This window comes from Nodosilinea nodulosa PCC 7104, from assembly GCF_000309385.1.
Classification (GTDB): domain Bacteria; phylum Cyanobacteriota; class Cyanobacteriia; order Phormidesmidales; family Phormidesmidaceae; genus Nodosilinea; species Nodosilinea nodulosa.
Map to the genome: position 1 here is coordinate 2,342,075 of NZ_JH976537.1, position 12,273 is coordinate 2,354,347.

At 59.8% G+C, this 12,273-nt stretch carries 13 protein-coding genes; 6 read left to right on the plus strand and 7 right to left on the minus strand.

The features are described from left to right. Positions 1-4: 4 nt before the first annotated feature. Positions 5-901: a tRNA (5-methylaminomethyl-2-thiouridine)(34)-methyltransferase MnmD gene (locus LEPTO7104_RS0110675; protein ID WP_017298569.1), complete on the minus strand. Its 897-nt coding sequence runs from the start codon at positions 899-901 to the stop codon at positions 5-7. Positions 902-1,168: 267 nt separating this feature from the next. Here LEPTO7104_RS0110675 and LEPTO7104_RS0110685 point away from each other — a divergent pair, with 267 nt between their 5' ends. The 5 genes from LEPTO7104_RS0110685 to LEPTO7104_RS0110705 all read left to right on the plus strand — a co-directional run bounded on the left by LEPTO7104_RS0110685 (position 1,169) and on the right by LEPTO7104_RS0110705 (position 6,534). Beyond that, positions 1,169-2,893: a diflavin flavoprotein gene (locus LEPTO7104_RS0110685; RefSeq protein WP_017298571.1), complete on the plus strand. Its 1,725-nt coding sequence runs from the start codon at positions 1,169-1,171 to the stop codon at positions 2,891-2,893. Between the two features lie 79 nt (positions 2,894-2,972). After that, complete coding sequence (locus LEPTO7104_RS33445) at positions 2,973-3,992, plus strand: endonuclease/exonuclease/phosphatase family protein (RefSeq protein ID WP_017298572.1); 1,020 nt, start codon at positions 2,973-2,975, stop codon at positions 3,990-3,992. 183 nt (positions 3,993-4,175) lie between these two features. Next, on the plus strand, positions 4,176-4,859 hold the full coding sequence (locus tag LEPTO7104_RS0110695) for a MarC family protein (RefSeq protein ID WP_017298573.1): 684 nt from the start codon (positions 4,176-4,178) through the stop codon (positions 4,857-4,859). 316 nt (positions 4,860-5,175) lie between these two features. After that, positions 5,176-5,841: an HD-GYP domain-containing protein gene (locus tag LEPTO7104_RS0110700; RefSeq protein ID WP_017298574.1), complete on the plus strand. Its 666-nt coding sequence runs from the start codon at positions 5,176-5,178 to the stop codon at positions 5,839-5,841. Between the two features lie 216 nt (positions 5,842-6,057). Continuing rightward, on the plus strand, positions 6,058-6,534 hold the full coding sequence (locus LEPTO7104_RS0110705; RefSeq protein WP_017298575.1) for a YbjN domain-containing protein: 477 nt from the start codon (positions 6,058-6,060) through the stop codon (positions 6,532-6,534). 117 nt (positions 6,535-6,651) lie between these two features. On the opposite strand, the gene LEPTO7104_RS0110710 is transcribed toward LEPTO7104_RS0110705, so the two are convergent. Further along, positions 6,652-7,863, minus strand: coding sequence for a site-2 protease family protein (locus LEPTO7104_RS0110710; protein WP_017298576.1), 1,212 nt, complete (start codon positions 7,861-7,863; stop codon positions 6,652-6,654). Positions 7,864-8,026: 163 nt separating this feature from the next. After that, the gene (gene psaK, locus LEPTO7104_RS0110715) at positions 8,027-8,299 is read right to left on the minus strand and encodes a photosystem I reaction center subunit PsaK (protein ID WP_017298577.1); all 273 of its coding nucleotides are present in this window, start codon (positions 8,297-8,299) and stop codon (positions 8,027-8,029) included. Positions 8,300-8,472: 173 nt separating this feature from the next. Between psaK and LEPTO7104_RS0110720 the strand changes: the two genes are divergently transcribed. Beyond that, positions 8,473-9,126, plus strand: coding sequence for a phosphoribosylanthranilate isomerase (locus LEPTO7104_RS0110720; protein WP_017298578.1), 654 nt, complete (start codon positions 8,473-8,475; stop codon positions 9,124-9,126). A gap of 54 nt (positions 9,127-9,180) precedes the next feature. Here LEPTO7104_RS0110720 and LEPTO7104_RS42300 read toward each other — a convergent pair whose 3' ends face one another. From LEPTO7104_RS42300 to LEPTO7104_RS0110740, 4 genes are all read right to left on the minus strand, one after another. Continuing rightward, entirely contained in the window at positions 9,181-9,474 is a 294-nt protein-coding gene (locus tag LEPTO7104_RS42300) for a type II toxin-antitoxin system HicB family antitoxin (RefSeq protein ID WP_264308162.1), read from the minus strand. Next, on the minus strand, positions 9,471-11,486 hold the full coding sequence (gene nblS, locus LEPTO7104_RS0110730; protein ID WP_017298579.1) for a two-component system sensor histidine kinase NblS: 2,016 nt from the start codon (positions 11,484-11,486) through the stop codon (positions 9,471-9,473). Before nblS ends, LEPTO7104_RS42300 begins: the two co-directional genes overlap by 4 nt. A gap of 66 nt (positions 11,487-11,552) precedes the next feature. After that, entirely contained in the window at positions 11,553-11,912 is a 360-nt protein-coding gene (locus LEPTO7104_RS0110735; protein WP_017298580.1) for a hypothetical protein, read from the minus strand. 35 nt (positions 11,913-11,947) lie between these two features. Next, positions 11,948-12,154, minus strand: coding sequence for a hypothetical protein (locus LEPTO7104_RS0110740; protein ID WP_017298581.1), 207 nt, complete (start codon positions 12,152-12,154; stop codon positions 11,948-11,950). Positions 12,155-12,273: the final 119 nt, after the last annotated feature.

Consider the following 12,273-nt stretch of genomic DNA (forward strand, 5'->3'; position numbering starts at 1 on the left):
TAGCCTATCGAGGCGGGGAAACTTTTTCACGCGGGGGCAGCCACCGCTTGCGCCAGTGCGCCGTCGGTACTAAGCCTGAAACCGCCTGCTCCTGCTGCCGGCGCTGGCGAATGGCGGCGGCACTGTCGCGGAGAGTTGGATCCCGGTAGGGCACCGCCGCCCGGGTGAGCAAATGCTCCTGCTCCTGGGCCGACAGCGGCGCCAGCCCCAGGGAACTTGCCTGAACCAGAGTACCCGGCCAGCGGCGGCCCGCAGCATTCACCGGGCCAACCGACAGCCCGGCCAGCAGAAACGCCGTTCGCACCGCCGCCGCACAGGAATAGGTAACCAGCTTGCCCTGGGGATGCAGGCAGGTCGCCACCCGCCGAACAAAGTCCACCGTCCACAGCTCGGGGCAGTGGGGCGGCGAAAACGGATCAAAGAAAATCACATCGGCCTGAAATTCTACCCCTTCCAGCTCCTGGATGCGCTGCCGGGCGTCGCCCCACAGCAGCGTCGCCTCCAGCCAGGGACGCTGGGCCTGCCCGGTGGCCGCCAGATCTGCCAGGCAGTCCTGCACCGGGGTAGGCCAGCCGTCAATTAGCCCATCGTCTACGGCCTGGCGGGGCACGCGGGGGTCTAGCTCCAGGCCCACCAGCCGCACCCGACAGGCGGGGTTGACCCGCAAAATAGTTTCCAGGGCCGCCGCCGTGTTGTAGCCCAGGCCATAGCACACATCCAGCAGGGTCAGGGTAGAGGCCTGAGCCAGGCTAGCCAGATCGACGGCCTCGACGTAGGTGGTGTAGGCTTCGGTGTAGGCCCCCTGGCGGCTGTGAAACCACTCGCCAAAATCCTCTGAGAACATCGTCTTCGACCCGTCGGCGGTGGGTTCTACGACCAAAGCTCCGGTGGGAGACAGCATAGGCGGTACGGCGTAGAGAACAGCGGCAGAATGGTTTGGGCGGGTTTTGGATGGCCCAGGCCTGACTCAGAGGCGGGAACCTGCCATTAACTATTGTCAATGGTTACCAATTGCAATTGAAGTGATAAGGGATTTTAACCCCCAGCCCCCGGGTTTAAAGCGAGAATAGAGATATTAAGAAACGTTAGAAGCGTTTTAATTGCTAGACCCAAAGCATAAAGCTCAAGCCTTTGGTTGGCAGCACCTAAGTTTTGCAGGAGGTTCTCCATGGTTGTAGCGGCCCCAGCGCAAAAGCGCCTCACCATTCAAGTCGAAGCGGTGGCGGACGACACCACCACCATTCGCTCCTTGGATTGGGATCGCGATCGCTTCGACATTGAGTTTGGCCTGCAAAACGGCACCACCTACAACTCCTTCATCATTCGCGGCGAGAAGGTGGCCTTAGTCGATACCTCCCACGCCAAGTTTCGGGAGCTCTATCAAAAGACGCTGACCGGCGAAATCGACCCTAAAACCATCGACTACCTGGTGATTAGCCACACTGAGCCCGACCACAGCGGCCTGGTGCGCGACGTGCTGGAGCTGGCTCCCCAGGCGGTGGTGGTGGGCGCTAAGGTGGCCATCACGTTCCTCGAAGATTTGGTGCACCGCCCCTTTGAGCGCCTCGTCGTCAAAAACGGCGACACCCTGGAGCTGGGCAACGGCCATACCCTGGAGTTTGTCAGCGCCCCCAACCTGCACTGGCCCGACACAATCTTCACCTACGACCACAAAACTGGCCTGCTGTTTACCTGCGATGCCTTTGGCCTGCACTTTTGCAGCGACGCCACCTACGACGAAGACTTAGAGGTTATTTCCCCCGATTTTCGCTTTTACTACGAGTGCCTGATGGCCCCCAACGCGCGATCGGTGCTGGGCGCCATGAAGCGGATGGATGCCCTACCCCCGGTGAAGATGGTGGCCACGGGCCACGGCCCCCTGCTGCGCTACAACGTGGAAGAACTCACCGGGCGCTATCGGCGCTGGAGCCAGGAGAAGGCCAAGGCCGAAGATCTGGTGGCGGTGTTCTACGTGTCGGATTACGGATTTAGCGATCGCCTCTCCCAGTCCATCGCTCGCGGCATCACCAAAACCGGCGTCGCCGTCGAAATGATGGACATGCGCTCCGCCGATCCCCAGGAGGTGACCGAACTGGTGGGCCGCGCCAAGGGCCTGGTCATTGGCATGCCTCCCGCCTCCGGAAGCGGCGCCCAAGAAACCCAAACGACCCTAGGCACCATTCTGGCGGCGGTGCACGGCAAGCAAACCATCGGCCTGTTTGAGTCCTACGGCGGCGACGACGAACCCGTAGACCCGCTGGCCAACAAATTTCAGGACCTGGAGCTGATTGCAGCCTTTGCTCCCATTCGCATCAAAGACACCCCCACCGAAGGGGTTTACCAATCTTGTGAAGAGGCGGGCACCGACCTGGGCCAGGGTCTTGCCCAGGCCAACAAAATGAAGAAGCTCAAATCTCTAGACGCCGACCTGGAGAAAGCCCTGGGCCGGATCAGCAGCGGACTTTATATCATCACCGCCCAAAAGGGCGAGCTGTCTAGCGCCATGCTGGCCTCCTGGGTGTCTCAAGCCAGCTTCCAGCCCCTGGGCTTTACGGTGGCGGTGGCCAAGGATCGCGCCATTGAATCGCTGATGCAGGTGGGCGACACCTTTGTGCTCAACATCCTCGAAGAGGGCAAGCACCTGGGCCTGATGAAGCACTTTCTCAAGCGGTTTGCCCCTGGCGCCGATCGCTTTGCCGGCGTGCGCACCCGCCCCGCCAGCAACGGTTCGCCCCTGCTGGCCGATGCCCTGGCCTACCTGGAGTGCGAAGTCACCACCCGGATGGAGGTGAGCGACCACTGGATCGTCTACTGCACGGTACAGGACGGCAAGGTATCTGACCCCGAGAGCCAAACCGCCGTGCACCACCGCAAGGTCGGCAACTACTACTAGCGTCTGACAGGTTAAGGCTATACCTCCGATCAAAGCGGCAGCGGTATGCTTAGGGGCACTTCCCCCTACAGCGGCAGCTATGGAACGCAACCAGTTTCGCATCGGCACCTTCAACCTCAACAATCTGATGCTGCCCGAGCGGGAGTTTTACCAGGGCGAAGTCTATTCCCAGACCGACTACCTCAAGAAACTCACATGGATTGGGGCACAGCTCGATCGCATGAGGGTAGACATCTGCGGCTTTCAGGAAGTGTTTCACCGGGGAGCGCTAAAGGAGGCGCTGCACCGCAGCGAGTACCACCAGCAGCACGAGATTGTGATGGCGGAGGGGTTTGGGCGCGGGCCGGGGCTGGCCCTGGCGACCAACTTTCCGGTGGTGGGGCAGCGGGTGTACGACGAATTTCCGCCGGAGAGCATCCTCGATCTGGAGGGGGCCGAAATTCCGATTCGGCGGTTTTCCCACCCGGTGCTGGCGGTGGATCTGGCCCTGAGCGAAACGATTCACTGCACCGTGTTTGTGGTGCATTTGAAGTCGAAGCGGCCCATGATGGCCAACGGCGTTGATCGCAGCGACCCGGTCGAAATCGCCAAGGGCCACGCCCGATCGCTGATTCGCCGCACCGCCGAGGCGGCCGCCCTGCGGTTTTTGCTGATGGAGGGGCTGCGCGATCGCAACTATCCCGTGATTGTGGTCGGCGATGTCAACGACAACCACACCGCCGTCACCACCCAGATTGTGGCCGGACAGCCCCCCTGGGAATGCTGGCCCTACCGCAAAAAAGCCCCCGTGTGGGACGTGCTGCTGTACCAGGTCAAAGACATTCAGGCCCGGCTCGGCTACGGCGACCACTACTACACCCACATTCACAACGGCCACTACGACAGTCTCGACCACATCATGGTGAGCGAAGAATTTTCGGCCCAAAACCGCGATCGCATTGGCCGGGTCACCTACGTTTCGGTCTTCAACGACCATATTTTTGACCAAACCCTGCTGGAAGACAGTATTGAACCCTGGCAGTCTGACCACGGCCAGGTGGTCGCTACCATCGAGCTGAACCCGCCCCAGTCGAGCCGCCCCCAGCTAGTGGAGCGCTAGGGCGCTGGGCCGTAACCACTGCGGATTTTGGATTGGCGATTTTGGATTAGGCCATTCCTGCTTCGCTAATCCGGTCCCATAGCCACCGGCATCAATGGATAGGGTCCTCCCTCTGCCGATCGTAGACTGCCACCCAGATAACTGAACGAGCCGACCGCACGCGGTATCCTGGGGCAACGATCTGTGACGGGCGAACCAGCGGTGCGCGTATTTTTTGATTTTGTGGTGGGCACCATTGCCGCCCTGTTTCCGGTAGTAGACCCGATTGGCAGCGTGCCGATTTTTTTGGTGCTCACAGCTGGGGTGCCCGCTAGCCTGCGCCATCGCTATGCCCTGCACATTGCCCGCAACGTGGTGGTGCTGCTGGTTGGCACCCTGCTGGTGGGGGGCAGCGTGCTGCGGTTCTTTGGCGTGTCCCTGGCGGTGGTGCGCATCGCCGGGGGCATTGTCGTGTTCCACGCCGCTTGGCGGGCGATGAACTCTGACCCCAAACTCACCGACATCGACAACCAGGAAGCCGTGCAGCGCATCGGCGAGCACAAGGACATCTCCTTTATGCCCATGACCATACCGCTGCTGGGGGGACCAGGGGCGATCGCCGTTACCCTTGGCCTGGCGGCCCAGGCTGGGGGCGATCTCTCGGCCTCTACGGCGATCAACCTGCTGGCAATCGCCACCGCCATTGGGCTGATTGGCCTGGTGATTTTTCTGTCGCTGCGATCGTCCACGCTGCTGCTCAAGGTGCTGGGGGCCAGCGGTATTCAGGCCATGAGTCGGCTGCTGGGGCTGTTTGTGATGGCGATCGGGGTGCAGCTGATCCTAAACGGCCTGGCCGACTGGTTGACCTCCTTGGGATGGGTACCCTAGATCAGCGCCCATGCAACGTCCAACCGCCCGCCGCCGCCGGCCACGTCTGGAGATGCGGCCCGACCCGCGCCCGCCGCCTGGTTTTGGCTTAAACTTGGGGTGTTCCCTGAAAACAATGACTACCCCGGCTCCACTGATTCGGCAACCGAGGTTGGGTGCGCGCTAAGGCGGCAGCACTCTCCGTTGGAGTAGCTGGCCAATGTATCCACCGGATCCCTAGTCCACTGGTGCTCTACAAAGCCTGCAGCGCTCTGTCTGGTCATACTGGTCATATTTGTCTTGTTTGCCGCAGGCCCTCCCAGGGAACCCTTGACCCATGAGCTACCCCAGCTTCCACAGTTTTATTAAACTGCTGCGCAGTCTGCTTAAGCGTAGGCAGCCCTGGCTGTTTGAAGAATCGATCTTTCTGGCCGACCTGTGTTTGGCCTACGGCACCATTGCGGGCCTCAGCGATCGCGACAAAAAAACCCTGTTTTTAGCCGCCCACTTTAAAAATCTGGGGGCCATCTACCTCGAGGATCAAAGCCTCAAGCAAGAGTATCTCGACCACCGCGACGCCATTGTGCAGATGGAGGTGCTGTTTAGGGAAAGTGCCCAACTGGCCAGAGACGCGGGTCTGGCTGAGGTGGCCGACGTGCTAGATCAGTACCACCTGCGGGCGATTCCGCAAAATTCGCTGGCCCGTATTTTTCAGGTGCTCAACGCCTGGGTGTCGTGCCGCCAGCGCAAAGGGTGGCGCAGCTCCATGAGCGACAAAGAGGCGCTGATTATTCTCAAACAGCGGGCCGAGATGAAGTGGTCTGACCCCAAGGTGGTGTTTCACTTTATCGAGCACCTCTGCCGCTACTCGTCGCGGGCTGAGCGCCGCCAGGCCTGCACCATCACCGGGTTTGAGGTGCCCCCCGAGGTGCCCGAGGTGAGAGACTACAGCTTTGATACCCTCGAAGACCAGTTTCAAGAGCAGATCGAAGCAGCCGGCTGACCCAGGCCCTTTGACTGGGCCAGCCTGCCCCCGATAGCATTGGGGGATAGCCAGAAAAAGCGCGAGAGGATACAGTTGGGGAGGCCTTACCGCTGCCCAGCGGCGGGCCAACCGAAGGCCACTGTCTTCTTCGAAGCCCAGGGATTAATCTCGCTATTCTGTACGTTGCAGACTGGTCTTACAATAGTTTTTTCAACAGCTAACCAAGGGTTTGTCATGGCTAATGACGCGATCGATACGGAACTGTCCTACGCCAGCTCACTGTCTGCGGATGAACTGGAGTCGGCTCCTTACGTAGACACCATTGAGGCGGTGATCGCTAGCCTTGACCAGGGAGATGGGGCCATGGTTAGCCACCCCCCTGAGGGCCGGTTGTGGCGGTTTAAGTACGGCAGCGTGGACGTATATGTGCAGCTGACTGGCGAAACCGAGACCGACACGCTGACGGCGTGGTCGCCCGTGCTGCGGCTGCCCGCTAAGGACGAGCCTAAGCTGATGAAGCGGCTGCTAGAGAAAAACTGCAATGAGACCCTGGAGGCCCGTTTTGGCATCTCTGGGGATCAGGTGCTGGTGATTTCGAGCCGCATCCTAAAAGATATTTCCGCCGCCGAAATCTCTCGCATCCTGACCATTGTGGCCACCATCGCCGACGACTCGGACGAGGCGCTGATAGCCGAATTTGGCATGGGCTAAGTCCTTTGGGTGGCTTCTCCCGTCGGTAGCTCGACTCCGCTCAGCTACTGAAGATACTGGCGGCTGAGCGAAGCCGTTCAAGCAGAGAGATCTGGCGGAGAAAGCCAAGGGCTACGGTTAAGCCCGCGCCTCTTCGATGACCGATTTGGCGATCGAGGGCAGCTGTAGCCCCGGCGGATACTGCCCTTCCTCCTTGATGCGCTGAATCATTGCGGGGGAGACGCGCAGGCCCAGACGATCGGCGATCGCGCGCACCACGTCGCCGCGATCGATCGTGCCCGCCACGGCGTCGGCGGGGGTGAGTACCGTCAGCCGCGCCAGCTCTAGCGCTTCGAGCTGATCGATGGCCTCGGTCAGCGGCGTGCCCTCCCGCACCGAAGGAATATCTAGCAGCGGCTTGGCAATGTGGCTGAGGGGCAGCGTTTCCCACTGGCTGCGCTCGATCGCCCGCATGTCATCGACGCTGACCAGCCCTCGGTAGCGTCCGTCGGAGGCGGCAAAGTAGGCCGGAGCGCGGTTCTCATCGAGCAGGTAGGTGTCGGCAAACTGGCGCAGCGACATGTTGGCATCCACCACTTTGAAGTCGCGGGCCATTGCGTCAACGGCTGTGAGGGCCAGCATGGCCTCTTGCAGGTTGGTGACCTGGTTGTAGGCGGCGGCATTGCGGAGGGCAAACCAGCCAATGGCGGCAATCCAGAAGCCAGAAAACGCCTGGTAGGCCAGCGCCATCACCAGGCCAAAGGTAATCGCTAGCCAGCCTAGCAGCTGACCCGAGCGCGCCGCCCAGCGAATGCCCTTGATGCGGCTGTTCGTCACCTTCCACACCAGGGCCTTGAGCACCTGGCCCCCGTCCAGGGGCAGGCCGGGAATCAGGTTGAACAGCGTGAGGACCAGATTGATCTGGGCGACGCTGCCGGTGATCACGCTCACCGGGGTAGGCAGGCTCGGAATCTGGGAGACGGCAGTGAGCAGCAGAAACAGGCCAAAGCTGACCAACGGGCCTGCGATCGCCACCTTGAGCGCATCCTCGGGGGTTTTAGATTCTTTGTCGATGGAGGCAATGCCGCCGAACAAAAACAGCGTGATGGAGTTGACCGCAATGCCCTGGGTTTTGGCGGCAATGCTGTGGCCCAGCTCGTGCAGCAGCACCGAGGCAAACAGCAGCAGGGCCAGGGCAAAGCCCATCACCCAGGCCAGATTCCCCCAGGCCGAGTGCCAGCTGGGCTCTAGCCCGTAGGAGACAGTGACCAGCAGCAAAATGATGAACCAGGAGCTATCGACAAACAGGGGAATCCCCAAAATAGCTCCGACACGCCAGCTGGATTGCATTGCCTAGCTCCCAATAGTTGCTGTAAAAAACCAAGCCAGACCCGATGGCATCTAGTGAGCACTAGGGCGATCGGGCCTGGGGTATGGCTTTATTCTATCAATCGCCCCATCAAGTCGTCGGACAGAGGCTGCTGGAGGGATCGTTGCAGGAGTCTCTGGGTAGCTAGAGCAGCCCGGCGTTGCCCAGGCCCAGCACCATGCCAGCGCCAAGGATGTGGCCCAGGCTTGCGATCGCCAGTAGCTCAGGCAGGCCAAACCCTTCAAACACCATGGGCAGGCTGACGGGCAGCGCCGGACCCACTCCAGGCTTTTGAATGGCGTACTTGCCAATGGCCAGCACAAACAGGTTGCAGGTAATCATGATCAGCGCCACTTTAAAGGACCACTCTGGGGTGGTGGGCACGGTATAGGCGGCAAGCAGGGTAGAAAACAGCAATGTTATTTCTCCGCTAGAGGTCTAAAATTGGGGCTTGAGCAGTAAAACCAGGCTTGAGAAGCAAATTTAACGGCGATCGCCAAGCGCTCAGCCCAGGGGCACCAGGCTTTGGGCATGGTTGGATTATAAAAATCCAGCGACACATACCTAACGGAATGTTTAACAGAGTTAACATGCGGGTCAAGATTTGTGGCATTACTCAGGCGGAGCAGGCGATCGCGATCGCCCGCCACGGTGCCACCCATCTGGGCTTTATCTGCGTGCCCCAGTCGCCCCGCTACCTGTCTCCCGCCGCCCTGGCTGACATCACCCAGGCCCTAAACGCGGCGGGGGTCGTGACCAAAACCGTGGGCGTTTTTGCCGATGCCCCCCTGGCCGAGATGGCTGCCATCGCCCGCCAGGCCCGCCTCAGCCACATTCAGCTCCACGGCCAAGAAACTCCAGAGCAGTGCCAGCAGCTTCTGGCTGAGCTGCCGGGTATTTTCTTGATCAAGGCCATTCGCGTTCGCACCGCCGCCGACCTGGCGCGGGCCGAAACCTATGCCCCCTACGTCGATGCGCTGCTGCTCGATGCCTACCACCCCCAGCAGCTCGGCGGCACTGGGTTAACGCTGGATTGGGATGCCTTGGTGTCGTTCAGGCCCGATTGCCCGTGGATGCTGGCCGGAGGGCTAACTCCTGAGAACATCTCCACCGCGCTTTCGACGCTCCAGCCCGACGGCATCGACCTCTCCAGCGGTGTTGAGCAGTGCCCCGGCGTGAAGGACTTGGCGTTGGTTCAACACCTGTTTGAGCAATTGCAGCCCTGGTTAAACCTCACGGCTTAGATATAGTGGTTTGTTCCGGCCTGGACTGAACGTCTTTCCTATGTTGTGGAGGTGTTAAATGCAAGGCAAGGTTGAGCTGACAACAGCGGAAAAGAACCCATCAGCATAGTTAGAACTCTGCCAAAGATCCTCGCAAAATCTTGGTTCGGGCAGAACCTCACCATCAGCGAGTAACCCTTCTATATGGCAGTTGATAGCCTCAGCAGCATTGTAGAGCGCTTCGTTCAATGTTTCCCCCGCTGAGAAGCAGCCCGGCAAATCTGGCACGGTCACGCCGTAATCGCTGTTTTCATCTTTATGAATCACAACTGCGTAACGCATACTTCCCATGGCGGAAACAGAATTCACTTTGAATCGGGTTTAGGAAAAGTCAACGAGACATCCGAGGAGGAAGGGCTGATGGCGGCGATCGCCAGGTCTTTGCCAGCTTCGTGGTGGGCGACTTCTTGAGCCATTACCTCGATCGCCTCGGGTTGGCAGACGGCGACGTCAAACCAGAACGTGGTGCCAATGCCCACTTCGCTGACCAAATGCACCTGGCTGCTGTGCTTTTCGATGATGTTTTTGACGATCGAGAGGCCCAGGCCGGTGCCCTCCAGGGTGTGAACCCGGTTTTCGACCCGGAAGAAGCGATCGAAGATGGCCTGCTGATCTTCGGGGGCAATGCCGATGCCGGTGTCAGAAATTTCGACGCGAATAAAACCCGTTTCAGCCGGGTTATCGCCCGGGGGAATGATCTGATGCGCCCGCAGCATCACCTGACCGCCAGACTCAGTAAACTTGAGGGCGTTGCCGACCAGGTTGCTAAACACTTGCAGCAGCAGGTCATAGTTGCCCAAAGCCGGGGGTAGATCCGGCTCTACATCCTGCAAAAGCTGAATCTGCTTGTCTTTGGCGTTGAGGCGGTGGGTGCGCAGGGTCTGCTCGATGGGCTGGATGATGTCAACGGCTTCGAGCTGGTACTGGCGGCTCGACTCCAGGCGCGACAGGTCGAGCACGTCGTTGACCAGGCGGGTGAGGCGATCGGTTTCGTGGTTGGCAGTTTCGAGAAATTCTTTGCGCTCGCCGTCGCTGAGGTCTTCGCCGTACTCGTGCAGAGTTTCGATAAACGACTTGATGTTGAACAGCGGCGTACGCAGCTCGTGGGACACATTGCTGATGAACTGGGCCTTGGCCTCGTTGAGGGCTACCTCGCGGGTAATATCCTGCACGGTGATAGCCAAACCCTTGACGTTTTCCTTGGCCTGGTCGAGCACGGTATTGAGCAAAATCCGCAGGGTGCGGCTGCTGGGCTCGGTGATCGGCACCCGAAACTCCATCGCTTCCGCCTCGCCCTTGACCGCCTGAAACAGGGGCCGAGTCAGCTGCACCCGCACGGGGCCAGGAAAATGCTCCAGAATATTTTTGCCGTCTAGAATCTGATTGTCCCAGCCAAAAATGCGGCGGGCGGTGGGGTTGACCAGCACCGCGTGCATGTCGCTGTCGAGCAAAATAGCGCCGTCGGCAATGGTCGAGACCAGGGTTTCGAGCTTGGCCTTTTCGGCAGTGAGTTCCTCAATGTTTTGCTCTTCGTAGCGCTCAAGGCGCTCGGCCATGTCGTTAAAGCTGTAGATCAGCTCGCCGAGTTCGCCCCCCAGGGGCAAATTAATGCGCTGGTTGAAGTTTCCGGCGGCGATGTTTTTGACCCCCAGCACCAGCTCTTTAATTGGCTGGGTAATGGTGAGAGCGTTGAACACCGCGCCTAAAATTACCATCACCCAGATCGAGACAAACACGGCAATGGTGACATCTCGGGTCAGGTGGGAGGAAGCAACTACAGTGGGGTTGGGGTTGATGCCCAGGGCCAGCACCCCCAGGTGGGTGCCGTTGTAGTTGAGGGGTACAAACACATCGGTCACCTCCCCAGCGGGGGTGAGGTGCTGGCGCACCAGGGGGCGATCGGTGTTTTGGGCATAGCCCTCGGGCAGCTGCATGCGCCGCCTCAGGGTCAGCGAGCTCTGCACCGCCGCCTCAGAGAAGGGAATACCAAAAAAGATATCGCCGTTCTCGTCGGCGTAGAGCATGTAGCGGACGCTGGAGGTGCTCTGGTAAAAGCTGTAGGAGAAGCGGGCCAGCTCGGTGCGATCGGCCTCGTTGACCAGGGGTGCCACGTTGGCGGCCAGCAGCAGCCCCAGGTCGCGGGCAAAGCGGGTGTCGTTGAGGCGGGCATCCATTTGGATGGTGTTGACCGCCCAAAAGGTGAGGGCACTGGTAATCAGCGACACCACCAGCGTTGCCCCGGCCATGAGTCGGGTTTGCAGGGTGAAGTCGCCCCACCAGCGCAGGAAGATATCGCGAATTTTAGCCAGGAGCCTGATCAACAGAATCTATCAAATGTCGGATATCAGCCTTCATTCTGGCATGTTCTTTGCATCTTGGCCCTGTCGCTAGCCGTCGAACAGGGTTTCAAACTCGTGGCGCAGGCTGTCGTAGTTGACCACACGGGCCACAATCAAGGCTTGGTTGCCCAGAGTTTGATCGTCCTTGGCGGCGGCAAGCTGCTGCTTCCAGTGGAGCACGTCTTTTTCTTGCCTGAGCCAGAAGGCGACCATGGTGCCTACGATCGCGTCCCAATCCCAATCGGGCCTGCGATGGACGGCTTCGGTGGCATTGATAAACGCGTCGAGGGTGCAGCAGTAGCTGCCCAGAAAAGCCTGGCTGCGATCGGGCTTGGTCTCCACCCGCTGCTGGTGGTTAAAGAATTGCAGCACCGGGGCAATGCCAATGATGTCAAAGCTGTAGCTCATGGCTCGTGGCTCGTGGGAGTGAAGCAAGTTAAGGCCTATTCTAGGCAGTTCTCCCAGGAGAGTTGTTCGCCCGCAACGGTTTTGACGATTCCCACGGATAGGACGTCGTTACCATAGGCCTCATTACCGCTGGATTCACCCGCCAGCTTCAGAGCAACCGCCATGACCACTCTGGGTTTGACCCTCGAAATCAGCCAGCCGTGCAGCTGACCAATCACCAGTTCTATCAGCTCTGCATCCATAGCCCAGATCTGGACTATGAATTATGGCGATCGCGCAAAGCGCGTCAGTGACCGCCATCACACTTCGCACAACGCTTGAGCCCCACCCCTGGGCGATCAACCTGCCGTAAAGATGCCAA